This window comes from Sphingopyxis soli, assembly GCF_018682675.1.
Taxonomy (GTDB): Bacteria; Pseudomonadota; Alphaproteobacteria; order Sphingomonadales; family Sphingomonadaceae; genus Sphingopyxis; species Sphingopyxis soli.
In genome coordinates, this window is record NZ_JAFMTR010000072.1 from 1 (window position 1) to 14,548 (window position 14,548).

14 protein-coding genes and 1 pseudogene are annotated in these 14,548 nt (G+C 68.7%); 6 read left to right on the forward strand and 9 right to left on the reverse strand.

Annotation, left to right across the window (positions count from 1 at the left end; all coding sequences use genetic code 11):
- Window positions 1-81: 81 nt before the first annotated feature.
- From J1N50_RS11900 to J1N50_RS11920, 5 genes and pseudogenes are all read right to left on the reverse strand, one after another.
- On the reverse strand, window positions 82-2,271 hold the full coding sequence (locus J1N50_RS11900; protein ID WP_215353689.1) for a transglycosylase domain-containing protein: 2,190 nt from the start codon (window positions 2,269-2,271) through the stop codon (window positions 82-84).
- Window positions 2,272-2,382: 111 nt separating this feature from the next.
- Window positions 2,383-2,778, reverse strand: coding sequence for a peptide-methionine (R)-S-oxide reductase MsrB (msrB, locus tag J1N50_RS11905; RefSeq protein ID WP_215353691.1), 396 nt, complete (start codon window positions 2,776-2,778; stop codon window positions 2,383-2,385).
- A gap of 96 nt (window positions 2,779-2,874) precedes the next feature.
- On the reverse strand, window positions 2,875-3,972 hold the full coding sequence (locus tag J1N50_RS11910) for an NAD(P)/FAD-dependent oxidoreductase (protein WP_343227873.1): 1,098 nt from the start codon (window positions 3,970-3,972) through the stop codon (window positions 2,875-2,877).
- Window positions 3,969-4,682, reverse strand: coding sequence for a methyltransferase domain-containing protein (locus tag J1N50_RS11915; RefSeq protein WP_246553426.1), 714 nt, complete (start codon window positions 4,680-4,682; stop codon window positions 3,969-3,971). The genes J1N50_RS11910 and J1N50_RS11915 overlap by 4 nt, the downstream gene beginning before the upstream one ends.
- Window positions 4,679-5,781: pseudogene (locus tag J1N50_RS11920) on the reverse strand (type III polyketide synthase). The gene J1N50_RS11915 and the pseudogene J1N50_RS11920 overlap by 4 nt, the downstream one beginning before the upstream one ends.
- A 94-nt stretch (window positions 5,782-5,875) precedes the next feature.
- Here J1N50_RS11920 and J1N50_RS11925 point away from each other — a divergent pair.
- Window positions 5,876-6,391 (forward strand): DUF4402 domain-containing protein, encoded by a 516-nt coding sequence (locus J1N50_RS11925; RefSeq protein WP_343227874.1) that lies wholly within the window; start codon window positions 5,876-5,878, stop codon window positions 6,389-6,391.
- Here J1N50_RS11925 and J1N50_RS11930 read toward each other — a convergent pair.
- Together J1N50_RS11930 and glpX are read right to left on the reverse strand one after the other, a co-directional pair.
- Entirely contained in the window at window positions 6,385-7,488 is a 1,104-nt protein-coding gene (locus J1N50_RS11930) for a TIR domain-containing protein (protein ID WP_215353698.1), read from the reverse strand. The two genes, J1N50_RS11925 and J1N50_RS11930, sit on opposite strands and share 7 nt — an antisense overlap.
- A gap of 132 nt (window positions 7,489-7,620) precedes the next feature.
- A complete protein-coding gene (gene glpX / locus J1N50_RS11935; RefSeq protein ID WP_215353700.1) occupies window positions 7,621-8,595 on the reverse strand; it encodes a class II fructose-bisphosphatase in 975 nt (324 codons plus the stop codon).
- A gap of 129 nt (window positions 8,596-8,724) precedes the next feature.
- On the opposite strand from glpX, the gene J1N50_RS11940 reads away from it, so the two are divergent.
- A complete protein-coding gene (locus J1N50_RS11940) occupies window positions 8,725-9,129 on the forward strand; it encodes a hypothetical protein (RefSeq protein WP_246553428.1) in 405 nt (134 codons plus the stop codon).
- On the opposite strand, the gene J1N50_RS11945 is transcribed toward J1N50_RS11940, so the two are convergent.
- Together J1N50_RS11945 and J1N50_RS11950 are read right to left on the reverse strand one after the other, a co-directional pair.
- Window positions 9,126-10,457 carry a homoserine dehydrogenase gene (locus J1N50_RS11945; RefSeq protein WP_215353704.1) on the reverse strand — a complete coding sequence of 444 codons (1,332 nt, stop codon included), beginning with the start codon at window positions 10,455-10,457 and terminating at the stop codon, window positions 9,126-9,128. The genes J1N50_RS11940 and J1N50_RS11945 overlap by 4 nt on opposite strands.
- A 111-nt stretch (window positions 10,458-10,568) precedes the next feature.
- The gene (locus J1N50_RS11950) at window positions 10,569-11,363 is read right to left on the reverse strand and encodes a hypothetical protein (RefSeq protein ID WP_343227875.1); all 795 of its coding nucleotides are present in this window, start codon (window positions 11,361-11,363) and stop codon (window positions 10,569-10,571) included.
- A gap of 358 nt (window positions 11,364-11,721) precedes the next feature.
- Here J1N50_RS11950 and J1N50_RS11955 point away from each other — a divergent pair, with 358 nt between their 5' ends.
- The 4 genes from J1N50_RS11955 (at window position 11,722) to J1N50_RS11970 (ending at window position 14,370) form a co-directional block, all read left to right on the forward strand.
- Window positions 11,722-12,378 carry an energy transducer TonB gene (locus J1N50_RS11955; protein ID WP_215353707.1) on the forward strand — a complete coding sequence of 219 codons (657 nt, stop codon included), beginning with the start codon at window positions 11,722-11,724 and terminating at the stop codon, window positions 12,376-12,378.
- A gap of 74 nt (window positions 12,379-12,452) precedes the next feature.
- Entirely contained in the window at window positions 12,453-13,268 is an 816-nt protein-coding gene (locus tag J1N50_RS11960) for a MotA/TolQ/ExbB proton channel family protein (protein ID WP_215353709.1), read from the forward strand.
- Window positions 13,269-13,393: 125 nt separating this feature from the next.
- Window positions 13,394-13,912: an ExbD/TolR family protein gene (locus J1N50_RS11965; protein WP_215353711.1), complete on the forward strand. Its 519-nt coding sequence runs from the start codon at window positions 13,394-13,396 to the stop codon at window positions 13,910-13,912.
- Window positions 13,913-13,944: 32 nt separating this feature from the next.
- Window positions 13,945-14,370 (forward strand): ExbD/TolR family protein, encoded by a 426-nt coding sequence (locus J1N50_RS11970; RefSeq protein ID WP_215353712.1) that lies wholly within the window; start codon window positions 13,945-13,947, stop codon window positions 14,368-14,370.
- Window positions 14,371-14,548: the final 178 nt, after the last annotated feature.

The window sequence follows — 14,548 nt, forward strand, 5'->3', positions numbered from 1 at the left end:
TGAATCAAAACCGGCACTCCAGATTCTTGTTTTGCCGTGTTTTCCGGGTCGTCAGGTGATTCCGCCTGACTTGAAAACACTCTAGCCGCCGTCCCCGTTCTGCGGGCGCGGCGCGGTCTTGGGCGCCGGTGGCGGCGTGCCCTTCGCCGGAGCGCCGCTCTTGGGCGGGGTGCCGAGTTCGGACGGCGCCGGGCGGCGGCCGGTCTGTTCCTCGATCCACTGCTGGTTCAGCACGGGGCCGTCCGGAACCGGCTGCACGGTCTGCGGGTCGGGGATGTCGTCGGGGCCGCGCATGTCATAGGGCAGCTCGATCGGCATGCCATTGTCGTCGGTCAGCCCTTCCTGCCCGGGCTCGCCCATATAGGCGTCGCCCTCGTCCTCCAGCTGCCATTCGGGCAGCTTGACCTCGGTATCGAAGGCTTCGACCGGGCGCCGCGCGACCGCGACGCGCATGTAATCGGCAAAGGCCTTGGCGGGGGCGCGGCCGCCCTGCAGCCCGGCGACGGCCTTCGCGTCGTCGCGGCCCATCCAGACGCCGGTGGTCAGCCCGCTCGAGAAGCCCAGAAACCAGCCGTCCTTGTTGCTCGACGTCGTGCCGGTCTTGCCCGCGACGGGGCGGCCGATCTGGGCCGCCTTGCCGGTGCCGGTGTTGACCGCGGTCTGCAGGAGGTCGGTGATTCCGGCGGCGACCCAATTGTCGACCAGCACCTGCCCGCGCTCCGGCGGGCGCTGGTAGAGCAGGCGGCCGTCGGCGGTCGTCACCTTGGTGATGCCATAGGGCTGCACCGACACGCCCTTGCGCGCGACCGCGGCGAAGGCGGCGGTCATGTCGATCACGCGAACCTCGGCGCTGCCGAGCACCATCGAGGGGTGAGTGTTGATCGGGGTGGTGATGCCGAAGCGGCGCGCCATGTTGGCGACCGCCGAGAAGCCGACCTCGTCGCCCAGCTTCGCGGCGACGGTATTCACCGAATAGGCAAAGGCGGTGCGCAGGTCCATCGTCCCCGCGAAGCGCCCCGACGAGTTGCGGGGCGACCAGCCGTTGATCGTCACCGGTTCGTCGACCACCTCGTCGTCGACCTTATACCCCGCCTCGAGCGCGGCCATATAGACGAACAATTTCCACGCCGACCCCGGCTGGCGAACCGCCTGCGTCGCGCGATTGTAGTTCGAGGCGACATAGTCGGTGCCGCCGACCATCGCGCGCACCGCGCCGTCGCGGTCGATCGACACCAGCGCCGCCTGCACGCCCTTCGGCGTGTCGGCCTGGATCGCGGCGGTCGCCGCACGCTGCATGTCGAGGTCGATGGTCGTATAGACGTCGAGGGCTTCGGTGCCTTCGTCGATCAGCAGGTCGAGCTGCGGCAGCGCCCAGTCGCTGAAATAGCGTGCGCTGTTCTGTCCCGTTTCCTGCGCAAGCTGGACGTTGGCGGGCTCGGCGCTGTCGGCCTGGCTGCGGGTGATGAAGCCGCCGTCGACCATCGTGTCGAGCACGACGCCCGCGCGGCCGAGCGCGGCCTGCGCGTCGGCGGTCGGCGAATAGCGCGACGGCGCCTTGACCAGCCCCGCGACCACTGCGGCTTCGGAGAGCGACATCTCGGTCGCGCTATGGCCGAAGAAGCGGCGCGACGCGGCGTCGATGCCATAGCTGCCGCCGCCGAAATAGACCTTGTTGAGGTAAAGCTCGAGCAGCTCGTCCTTCGAGAATTTCCATTCGAGCGCCATCGCGAGCACCATTTCGCGCAGCTTGCGCGTCCAGGTGTAGCTGTTCGACAGGAAGATGTTGCGCGCGAGCTGCTGGGTGATCGTCGACGCGCCCTGCATCCGGCGCCCCGTGCCATAATGCTGGACCGCGAACACCGCGGCGCGGCTCATGCCGACGGGGTCGATCCCCGGATGATAGCGAAAGCGGCGATCCTCGACCGCGACCATCGCGTCCTGCATCACCTGCGGCGTCTCGTCGAGCGTCAGCCAGCGGCCGTAATTCGGCCCCAATGACAGGAAGACCGTACCGTCGGCGGCGTGGACGCGGATCGTCTGGCCCGCGGGCGAGCGCTTCAGCTCCTCAAAGCTCGGGATGCGCTGCACCGCGATGCCGACCGCGATCGCGACCGCGATCGCGCCGACCAGCGCCAGCCCCAGGCCCCAGCGGAACAGCCGCCGGACCCAGAGGCGGAACCGCGACGGCGGGGGCTTGGACCCGGACGAACCGGACCCTTTGCCCGCGGATGACGATTTACCTGACGATGCCTGCTGTCGTTCGCGACGCAAAATAGTCTGTTCCTTCCGTAGGGTCAGAATCCGCCAATCGCGCGTTCGAGGCGTCGAAATGGCGGATTCGGACCCTTCCCGCCCCCTGATGCGTCAGTGCCGACGGGTCGGTTAACCTTTGCCGGTGTCAGCGTCATCCTGCCCGCGGTCCGCGAAGTCAAGCGCCGCGCTGTTGATGCAATAGCGCAGCCCTTCGGGGCCGGGGCCGTCGGGAAAGACATGGCCGAGGTGGCCTTCGCACTTGGCGCAGCGTACCTCGGTGCGGACCATGCCGTGGCTCATGTCGTGATGCTCGGTCACCGCGGCATCGCCCGCCGGGGCGGTGTAGCTCGGCCAGCCCGACCCGCTGTCATATTTGGTGCGGCTGTCGAACAGCGGCGCGCCGCACCCGGCGCAGCGATAGATGCCGTCGCCCTTGTGGTCGGTGTATTTGCCCGTGAAGGCGCGTTCGGTGCCGCCCTCGCGCAGCACATGATAGGCCATCGGGTCGAGTGTCTTGTCGGTCATGCGGAAATCTCCTTTCCGGGTGCGGCGGGCCCGAGGCGCCGCCGCCGGTTGTGCCCAATATCGGGTGGATGCGCGCGGCCCGCAAGGGCCGGCCGGTCAGCTGCCGCGAATTCGCGTCGCCTCCGACATCGTTCGCACCAGCGGCGCGAAAAGTGACGCGGCGGCGGTCAGCATCGCGGCGGTGGCGGGGCTTTCGCCCGCCCGCCAGAGCAGATTCGCCAGCCCCAGCGGCCGCGCCAGGCGCTGCGCGAACCGGCGCTGGAAAGCAGGCGCAGCGCCGGCGCCACCGTCACGCCACGCCGCCACCGCCGCGTCGGCGCTCGCCAGCGCGATTCCCATGCCCTCGCCCGCCAGACTGGGGATGACCCCGGCCTGATCGCCGAGCCGGAACAGCCCGGGCGCGGTGTCGGCGGTGCGCCAGCCATAGGGGACATGGCCGATCGCATCGACGCCGCGCCTCCGCTCCGCGGCGGCGAGCCGCTCGCCAAGATGCGGATGCCGCTCGCCGAGCGCGCCGAGCAACGCGACCGGCTCGCCGCCCGCTTCATCGAGTCGCGATTTGTGGACGGCGAGGCAGAGGTTGCCGCTGCCGTCCTCCTGCCGCACCAGCCCGGCATAGCCGCGATCGAAAAGATGGAGTTCGACGGCATCGCCGACGAGCCGGTCGAGCGCCGGATGCGCGGGCAGCCGCAGCCGCAGCCCGAGCACCGGGTCGCCGCGCTGCCATGCGGCGGGCTCGCGCGGAAAGCCGCGAAAGCCATGCTTGCCCGCGGCAAGGAAGATCGCGCGCGCCGCAAGCGTCGCGCCGTCGCGCGTCCGCACGCTGTCACCCTCGATGGCCGACGCCTGGACCCCGCGTTCGAACCCCGCCCCTGCCGCGACCGCCGCCGCCTGCAACGCGCCGTCGAGCCGCAGGCGCGATACGCCCATCGCCTCGGCGGGCAGCGTCGTCTCGCTCCGCCGCCCGCCCGCGAACAGCCGGACGCGGCGCACCGCCTGCCCGCCCAGCCGCGCGCGGTCGATCCCGAGCGCGTCGAGCCGCGCCAGCGTCCGCCAGCTCAGAAAGCCGCCGCACAGCGCATCGCCCGTTTCGCGCGTCCGCTCGAGCAGCAGCACGCCTGCCCCCGCCCGCGCCAGTCCGATCGCCGCCGCCGATCCGGCGGGCCCGGCGCCGACGACCACCGCGTCGCTCACCGAATATGCTCGACGCACAGGCGATAGGGAAAGCTGCGAAAGATCCGGCATTCGCCTGCCGTCTCCGCCAGCGCGTCCGCCAGCATCGCCCTCCATTCGGCGCGGCGGAAGCTGCGCCCGACCGACAATTGCCCGTCGCGCCGCACGATCGGATCGGCGAGCGCCAGCACCGCGAGCAGCGGAAAGCCGATGAAGGGCAGGCGCTGGCGGTGAAGGTCGTTGACCAGCCAGCCGCGCGCGCTTTCCTCCTCCATGAAGCGCAGGAAGTCGCGCCGCTGCCCGGCGGTCATATGGTGGGTGACGAGGCTGGAGAGGACGATGTCCCACCCCTGGCCCGCCAGATCGCGGTAATCGCCGGTGACCAGCCGCGCGCGGCCGCCGAGCCGCGCGTCGGCAACGGGCGCGCTCTTGGGATTGAGATCGACCCCGGCGAGCTCGACCGCGACCCCGCGCGAATCGGCCCAATGCGCGATGCGCGACAGCATGTCGCCCGCGCCGAAGCCGACATCGAGGATGCGCCAGGGCCTTGTTCCAACCCCGCGCGCGCGGACGCGATCGAGGAAGCCCAGCGTCGGGCGCGGCGCCAGCGTCAGCGCATTGATGCGCGACAGGTCGGCGAGCACCTTCGCATAGCGCGCGGGCGGCAGCTCGGCGGCGTCCATCTCCTCCTCGCGCGCGATCGGCCTTGCGAGGCTGGCGAACGGGTTCATGCCCCGATTCCGCCAGCGTCGAACCGGCCAGTGTCGAACCGGATCGCCTCGGCAGCAAGGCCGGGGCCGAAGGCGATCGCGATCCCCTGCCCCTCCGCGCCGCGCGCCATCATCTCGGCGAGCACGAACAAGATCGTCGCCGACGACATATTGCCGAAGCGCGCGAGCACCGACCGGCTGTCGGCGAGCGCGTGCGGATCGACGCCCAGCGCATGTTCGACCGCATCGAGCACCGAGCGGCCCCCGGCGTGGACCGCGAGCAGTTCGGGCGGATCGCCATCGAACAATTGCCCGCGCACGGCGGGCGCGGCGAGCGTTCGCGCAGGCGGCCGGGAACTTCGCCCGACAAATGCATCTCGAACCCGCGGTCGCCGATGTCCCAGCGGATGAGGTCGGCGCTGTCCTCGAGCGCGAGGCTGACCCCCGCGCCAAGCGCGAATCCCCGCGCGTCGGCCGACACGATTCCCGCTGCGGCGCCGTCGCTGAACTGGAGCATCGCGAGCAAGGGTTCGGGCGCTTCGGCAAGGCTGAGATGGAGCGTCGACAATTCGACGCTGACGACCAGCACGACGGCATCGGGTTCGGACCGGACGATATGGCGCGCACTCCGCAGCGCGGTGACCCCGGCATAGCAGCCCATGAAGCCGATCAGCACGCGCTCGACCGTCGGCGGCAGGCCGAGGCGGCGGGCGAGAATCTGGTCGATCCCCGGCGCGACGAAGCCCGTGCAACTCGCAACCACGATATGCGTGATCCGCTCGGGGTCGAAGGCATCGCCGAGCTTCGCTATCGCCTGCAACGCCAGCTCGGGCGCGTGCGCGGCATAGGCGGCCATCCGCGCCGAGGTGGGGGGCAGGCCCGGCACGTCATAAAAGCCGCCCGGTGCGACCGGCGATCCGCCATCTGCGGTCGGCGGCAGCACCGACCAGCGATGCGCGATCCCCGACCGGGCCGCCATGCGCGCGAAGAGCGCGCGCACGCGCTCGTCGGTCAGGCGCGGGGTCGCCCAGTCGATGAAAGCCTGGTGGATGTCGTGGGTCGGCACCGCCGTTGCGAGCGCGTTGAGGCGGGCAAGGGGGGGGAGCGGGGGGCTGCTCATGGCGCTGGTTAGACCGAATTGAAAGGCACCGCCAGCGGTTAGCGCGCGGGCGGCTTTACCGCGGATTAACCACGAGGGGCTTATGTCAAAGGGCGTGGAACTGCGCCTATTTCTCGGTCTTGCACTGCTCGCCGCCACGCCCTCGGGGGCGTCGGCGCAATGCCTGCTGTGCGGCGCGAGCGAAAGCGCGAAGACGACGGCGGGCCGGGGCGGCCAGACCCCGCTGCACGTCGAGGTCGAAACCCAGCTCGACATGGGCCGCGTCGCGGCGGGAAGCGGCGGCGGCGAGGTCGCGATCGACCCGGTCACCGGCGTTCGCCGGGTCAGCGGCGATGTCCGCGACCTCGGCGGCTTCGCGCTGACCGGCGTCGTCACCGTGCGCGGGGAGCCCGGCGCCGAAGTGCGCGTTTTCCTGCCCGCGACGGTCGACCTCGAAAGCGGGACCGGCGCGACGGCGCGTGTCGTCGGCCTCGCCACCGATCTTGGCGCCGCGCCGCGGCTCGGCATCGACGGGCGGTTGCAGTTCCGCTTCGGCGGCCGGCTGCAGGTGACGGGCTCCGCCGACGGCGACTATCGCGGGCGCATCCCGGTGACGGTCGAATATCAGTAAGCGGTGGCCGGGCTTTCGGCCCGCTTCTCCGCAATATCCAGCCGCCGTTCGACCAGCACCGCGATCCGCTGGCGCATCACGCGGGCCACGCACGCGTCGTCGGGGCAGGCGTCGCGCACCGACACGCGCCACGCGCTCTGTTCGGCGGTGAGCAGCGCGCGCCGGTTGATCGCGATCTGGTTCAGCGCGCGATAGGCTTCGGCCATTTCGCGGTCGAGCGCCGCCAGCTCATCGCTCGCGCAGATCCGCCGCTCGCTGTTGGTGATCGCCCGGTTGCAGTTGAAGGTCGGCGGGATGCGCGAACGCACCGGGGCCGAGGCGTCGGCCGCCTGCGGCGTTGCAGGCGCGGCGGCATATTGCGACGGCGCTGCGACCGGCGATGAAACGGGCGTATCGCCCGTGCCGGGCGCGGGGGTCGCTGCGGCGGGGGGCGACATTGCGGCGGCCGGAGCTTCGGTCGAGGCCGCCACCTCGGTTTTGGGAGCCTCGCCGCCGCGCAGAAACAGCATCGCGGCGAGCACCGCGACCGCGACGCCCAGCCCCGCCATCACCAGCGTGCGCACCGGAACGCTCGCGGGCGGCGGCGGCGGCGTCTCGGCGGCCTGCGACAGGATGGCCGCGTGCAGATTGTCGGCGGCTACCGCCGAAGCGCCGCCGGGGATCACCGGCGCGCCCTCCCTGACCGGCGGGACACCGGCGAGCTGCTGCGCCTTGACCGCGATCCGCGCGATCGAATCGTCGCGCTTTTCCAGCCAGTCGATCCACTGCGCGCTGGCCAGGTGATAGGCGAGGTCGTCGGGGACGATCTCTTCGAGGCGCAGCGGGATGATCGCCTTGTGTGCGCTGTCGGCCAGGATCAGCTCGCGCTTCACATGCGGGCTCTTGTCCGATTGGCTGCAGAACAACAGCAGGACGCCCGACGAATCGCGGATCGCCTTCATGATCGCGGTGTCGAACGCCTCGCCGGGGCCGACGTCGCGTGGCGCGATCCAGCAGTCGACGCCGTGGCGCGAAAGCGCGCGTTCGACGTGCAGCGCGACCTCATATTTGCTCGAATGATGGCTGACGAACAGCTGCGGACGCTTCGCTTCTTCCATTGCCGCCCCCTCGCGGTTCCCCCGTCATTGCGAGCGTAGCGAAGCAATCCGGAGCGGTCTACGCAACTCTCGATTGCTTCGCGACGCTCGCAATGACGGACAACAGGAACGGGATCGCTCCCGTCCGACGTCTCAACCCACGCGATGTTCGCCCTTCACCCAGCGCACCGTGCCCGACGAGGCGCGCATCACGACGGTTTCGGTGGTCAGGATGCCGCCGCGGCGATGCTTGACGCCCGCCAGCAACGATCCGTCGGTGACGCCGGTCGCGGCAAAGATCACGTCGCCCTTGGCGAGGTCTTCGAGGTCATAGACGCGATCGAGATTCTCGATCCCCCATTTCTTCGCGCGCAGCCGCTCGTCGTCGTTGCGGAACAGCAGCCGGCCCTTGAACTGGCCGCCGACGCAGCGCAGCGCCGCCGATGCCAGCACGCCCTCGGGCGCGCCGCCCGATCCCATATAGATGTCGATGTTGGTTTCGGGGTTGGTCGTCGCGATCACCCCGGCGACGTCGCCGTCGGGGATCAGCGCGACGCCGCAGCCGATCGCGCGCAGCTCGGCGATGATCGCCTCGTGGCGCGGACGGTCGAGGACGCAGACGATGATGTCGGCGGGCGCGCAGCCCTTTTCGCGCGCGACCGCCTCGACATTCTCGCGCACGCTGTTGTCGAAATTGACGATGTTCGGCGAATAGCCGGGACCGACCGCAAGCTTGTCCATATAGACGTCGGGGGCGTTGAGCAGGCAGCCCTCCTCGGCGATCGCGAGCACCGCCAGCGCGTTCGGGCCGGCCTTGGCGGTGATCGTCGTGCCTTCCAGCGGGTCGACCGCGATATCGATCTTCGGCCCCTTGCCCGGCGCATTGCCGACCTTCTCGCCGATATAGAGCATCGGCGCCTCGTCGCGCTCGCCCTCGCCGATGACGATGGTGCCGTCCATGTACAGCGTGTTGAACGCGTTGCGCATCGCTTCGACGGCGGCGGCGTCGGCCGCCTTCTCGTCGCCGCGTCCGATCAGCTTCGCGGCGGCGATCGCCGCGGCTTCGGTGACGCGCACCATTTCGAGCACGAGCACCCGGTCGAGGTTGCTGCCGCTGCTGTTCGTCATCGCCTTCACTCTCCGTCTTTACTTGTCCCGCCCCGTCGGCATGGTGGGCGCCATATGGTTGCCCGCGCCGCTTGTCGAGGATGCTTCGCCCGATTCGGTGCCGCTTTTGCGCCATTCTGCGTCATCGCGATGACGGCATCTCCCGTTTCGGCGCAATCGATCGGCCCGCCCGCGCCGAAGCGCGCACAGTCCGCCGCCGACGCTGCGGTCGAAAAGAGCCGCGAACTGACCGACCCGGTGAAGCGCTGCAAGCCCGCCGACGACGGGACGATCACGGTATGCGGCAGCGACACCGACCGCCACCGCCTGTCGCCCGAACTGCGCGCGATCGCCGGGGTGGGCAAGTCGACGAAGACGGCGATACCCGACGCGCCCTACATCAATCCGACGATCTGGGACCAACTGCCCTATAACTGGATGCCGATCGCCGGCGGCGCCAAACCGGGGCCGGAATATAATGCGCTCTACGAGATGGCGAAGCGCGCGACCGACCCCGATGCGGGCGTGGCGCCGCCCGAGGAACCCGAGAACTAGAGCGCGAGGATCGGCATATGCATCGGCGTGCCGATGACATGGTCCGACGCCGCGAGGATCTTCAGCGCGGCGTGGATCGCGCTGGCCGGTCCCTCGTGCGTGACGATCGCGATCACGACGCCGTCGTCGTCGTCGGTGCCGCGCTGGATGAAGCTTTCGATCGACACGCCGGCATCGCGCATCGCGGTCGCGATCTCGGCGAGGACGCCGATCCGGTCCTCGACGATCAGGCGGACATAATGTTTGCCGACGCGCGCGCCGGCGTCGGCGACGGGCGCGGCGTCGAGCGCGTCGACGGGCATGGCGAAGGCGGGGCCATATTCGTCGCGCGCGATGTCGATGATGTCGGCGACGATCGCCGACGCGGTCGGCCCCGCGCCCGCGCCCGCGCCCTCGAAGAACAGGCGGCCGACGAAATTGCCCTCGGCGACCACCGCGTTCAGCGCGCCGGGGACATAGGCGAGCGGATGGTCGGCGGGGACGAGGCACGGCTGGACATGCTGGTAAAGGCCGCCCCCATTCGCTCCGCCGTCGCGCTCGGCCATGCCGATCAGGCGGACGCGGTGGCCCAGCGCCTCGGCCTCGCGGATGTCGGCGGCGATCAGGCTGCGGATGCCGCTTGCGGTCACCGCGCCGATGTCGAGCCGCGTCCCGAAACACAGCGCGGCGAGGATCGACAGCTTGTGCGCCGCGTCGATCCCGTCGACGTCGAAGGTCGGGTCGGCCTCGGCATAGCCCTCGGCCTGCGCGCCCGCGAGCGCCTCGGCGAAGCTCGCGCCGCTGCGCTCCATCTGCGTCAGGATATAGTTGCAGGTGCCGTTGAGGATGCCATAGACGCGCGCGATCTGGTTCGCCGACGCGCCCTCGCGGATCGCCTTGATCACCGGAATGCCGCCCGCGACCGCCGCTTCATATTTCAGCGGCGTGTCGCGTTCCTCGGCAAGCCGCGCGAGGGCGATCCCGTGGTGCGCGATCATCGCCTTGTTCGCGGTGACCAGCGCCTTGCCCGCGCCGAGCGCGTGGCGCGCGATCGTCAGCGCCGGGCCGTCGGCGCCGCCGATCATCTCGACGACGACATCGACATCGTCCGCCGCGACGAGCGCGTCCATGTCGTCTTCCCAGCGATAGCGCGACAGGTCGACGCCGCGATCCTTGTGCCGGTCGCGCGCCGACACCGCGACGATTTCGACCGGCCGGCCGGCGCGGCGCGCGATGAGGTCGCGATTCGCCTCGAGCAGCTTGACGACGCCGCCGCCGACGACACCGATCCCCGCGAGCGCGACGCGCAAGGGCGGACGGGGCGCGGCAGGGGCGGGGGACGGCGACATTCGGGCACTCCTTTACAGGGGGCGTGCGCGATCGCCCGCCCTCGCGAGCGCCCTATCGGCTTTTCGGCCGGACACAAGCCCGGCGCGGCTTCGGCGCGCGGAAGGAAAAGTTTAGCTTCCCGTCAGCGGCGCCCGCGTGCGCGTGCATTCGCCGAGCGCGCCCAGCACCACGGCATAGTCCGCCGCCGCCTTCTTGCGATCCTCGGGCGCCGTGCCCGCGAGCTTTGCGAGCGGCAGCGTGCGCGGCAGGCCGCAGGCGAGGCGGTACCAGGCGAGCGTGTCGCGCGGCGGCACCGCCGCCGATCCGTCGACGATCTCGCCGAACGCCGCCGCCCAGCGCCGCGAACCGTCGGCGGCGGTCAGGATCGTCAGCGACACCGGCTCGCCGGTTTTCGTATCGAGGAACAATTGCGTCTCGCCCTCGCCGGGCAAGGTGCCGGGAACATGGAATCCGTTGGCAATGCCGGTGATCGCGGGCGGCGCGCCGGGCTTCACCGCCTCGGTCAGGATCGCCCGCAGCGTCGCCTCGGTCGCCGCATCCCAGGGAAGCTGCGCGTCGGGGGCGACCAGCCGGATGCTTCCGGTGTTGCTGGTCCCCGGCGCACTGCCCGCGACCGGGCGGGCGAAGATCAGCACCGGCTGCTTTTTCTTGAGCTTCGGCGGCTTGCCCTTGGCGTCGAGCGGCAGGTCGACGAGATAGTTTACCCGCGCCGCGAGCGGCCCCGATCCGCGAATCAGGCTGATCACGTCGGCCTCGACATAGAGTCGCGCCCGACCCGCTTTCAGGCCGGCCGCCTGCTCGGGCTTCAGCACCGCGGTCTTATGGATTCTCCCGTGGATCGCGATCGGCGCGATCGTCGCCAGATCGGCGATGTCGGCATAGCTATAGGGGGAGGGGGCTGTCACCGGTGTCGGAGCCTGCATGGCCGAAGCACTGTAAAAACAGCCACTTGCGGCCAAAATACCGAGGGCGAGAGCTGGCAGACGCGCGCGCATGATCGAACCACCTTCCATAGTAACAAGCGCCGGAGCGGCGCCAAATCCCCCTCATGGGGAAGCGGACATTAACCGCTGATAAAGGGTTTGCGAATGTGCCGCCACCGCGATAGGACGTGCGGCGAAGCGTCCGGCAAGAGCATAATAAGCCGGCTGCTACGCCGCCGGGTCTGTGGAACGCATCGGAAATCATCCGGGCATTTGGCAACCGAACCCGTCGGTGGGGATTTTGGTGTCAGGATGATCTAGCAAGGAGCGTCGTCCCTGAATGGCTTATGGTGATAATGTCGACCCTAAAAACAGGGTAGTGGCAATTGTCTTGGTGGGTTTGCTGACGGCGGTGCTGGGCTATGGCCTGGTCAACGGTCTGAACATCAGCATCGTCAAGAAGCTTGCCGAGAAACTGGACGTCGTGGACGTCGAAGAGCCGCCGCCGCCGGAGGAGCCCCCTCCGCCGCCGCCGCCGGACAACAAGCTGCCGCCGCCGCCGCCGGTGGTGACGCCTCCGTCGCCGATCCCGCCGCCGGTGACGTCGAACACGATCCAGTCGGTTCCGGAGGCGCCCCCGCGTCCGCCGCTCCCGATCCCGCCCGTCGCGGCGCCGCCGGCGCCGCCGCCGACGCCCGACCTCAGCGCTCCCGGCCGTCCGAAGGGCAACCCGGCGCGCTGGGCGACCAACGACGACTATCCGGCCCGCGCGATGCGTGAGGAACGCGAAGGCACGACGGGTTTCCGCGTCAGCTATGACGCGAGCGGCAAGCCCACGGGCTGCGACATCACGTCGTCGAGCGGCCATGCCGATCTCGATGCGGAAACCTGCAAGCTGGTGATGCGCCGCGCGCGCTTCGATCCTGCGAAGGATCGCGCCGGCAACCCTTCGGGGGGCAGCTTCTCGAGCCGTATCAAGTGGGTGATTCCGAAGTGATCCCGATCGGGATCGCTTGAAGGAACGCCTTGGAAATTTTGATCTTTATCGTATTTTGAGAGGGAATATCCGAAATGTTTAACCTGATTGCAAATGCCGCCGCCGCGGCGCCGGCAGCCGCCCACGACGCCGGCTTCAGCCTGATGCCCGCGTCGATGTGCGTGAAGGAAGAAGGCACCAACCCCTACGGCCTCGTCCCCGCGCTCTGCGAAGGCGGCATCGTGTCGCAGGTCACCTTCCTCGTCCTGCTGATCATGTTCGTCGGCACGCTCTATATCCTGTTCACCAAGCTGTTCGAACAGAACAAGGTGATCAACCAGGGCAAGGCGGTCGACGCGAACTTCTGGCGCGCCCCGACGCTCGCCGACGGCGCGGCAAAGCTCGAAAAGAACAGCGCCTATCGCCAGGTCGTCGAAGACGGTCTGCGCGCCAACGAAGAGCACACCAAGCTGACCGACCCCGTCGAAGCCCACGACTGGATGCACGGCACGCTCGAACGTTCGCAGAACCACATCAATTCGAAGCTCAACGGCGGCCTCGCCTTCCTCGCGACCGTCGGTTCGACCGCGCCGTTCGTCGGCCTGTTCGGTACGGTTATCGGTATTCTTCGCGCGCTGGTTAAGATCGGTGCGTCGGGCCAGGCCTCGATCGACACCGTCGCCGGTCCGGTCGGCGAAGCGCTCATCATGACCGCCATCGGTCTGATCGTCGCGGTTCCCGCGGTGCTCGCGTTCAACTGGCTGCAGAGCCGCAACAAGGCGATCGCCCGCCGTCTGTCGACCTTCTCGAACGACGTTCTCGGTTCGATCATGTCGGGCGGCCAGGTGAAGCCCGCGACGCTCGCTCCGGCGAAGGCCGCCGCTCCGGCCGCTGCGCCGAAGAAGGCCTAAAGGTCTGCGGATCCCCGATGGCGTCGCGCGATGGCGATGCCCGGGGGCCGCGCTGGACGGGACGGGGCGCGATGCGTGCGCCGTCCCGGTCCATGACAGTAATTTTGTGACAGGATGCTAATCCTATGGCGATGAGTGTAGGCGACAAGGGCGAAGATGCCCCGATGTCCGACATCAACACGACTCCGCTCGTGGACATCATGCTTGTGTTGCTCATCATCTTCCTCATCACGGTTCCCGTGGTTTTGGAGACGGTGAACCTCAAGCTGCCCGACGTGGTCTTCGAACCGACGACGACGAAGCCCGAAAACGTGCTTCTCTCGGTCCGCTCTGCCGATACCGACGGCGACGGCGAACCCAATGCCGACAGCTCGGCTTGCGAAGTCTATTGGGGCCAGACCCCGGTCGATTCGCGCGAACTGCTCAAAAAGGGGCAGGATAAGCTCGAACAGCTTCTCGAGGATATCGGCGGTCCGCAGAATATCACCGAAGAGAACTTCCCCGAAGTGCACATCCGCGGCGACATCAACACGCCGTACCAGTGCATCGGCGGCGTGATCTACACGATGCAATATGCCGGCTTCCAGAAGATCGGGTTCATTTCCGAACCGGCTCCTGGTTCGGGCACGCTGGGCCGCCTCTAAGGCGGTCCGGCCCATTATGAAGGAATAGTCCTATGGCTATGGCTGTTGGGGATCGGGACGAAAACGAACCGATGATGGACATGAACACGACGCCGCTGATCGACGTCATGCTCGTGCTCCTCATCATGTTCATCATCACCATCCCGGTGCAGACGCACGCGGTGAAGATCGACCTGCCGGTTCCGACCGACGCGAAAAACAACGTCGACCCGGAAAAGAACAAGATCACCATCGACCCCGCGGGGACGATCGCGTGGAACGGCACGCCGGTCGATCTGGCGCAGCTTTCGCAGTTTCTGGAACAGACCAAGGCGCTGCCGGTCGAACCCGAACTGCAGGTGCAGCCCGATCCCTATGCGCGCTATATCGTCGTCGACCGCGTGATGGCCGTCGTCAAGCGCAGCGGCGTCGGCAAGCTCGGCTTCGTCGGCAACGAACAATATGCGCGCGTCTTCTGATCGCTGATCGGAACGGCGTACAGGCAAAGGGCCGCGGAGCGATCCGCGGCCCTTTCTCTTTGCGGCCGATCCGGTTTCAGTGACCGGTGTCGACCGGAAGTTGCCCTATCCATCATCGTCACCCCGGACTTGATCCGGGTGTGGATTCACATTTGAAGTGCAACGGCAGGAAGGTTTC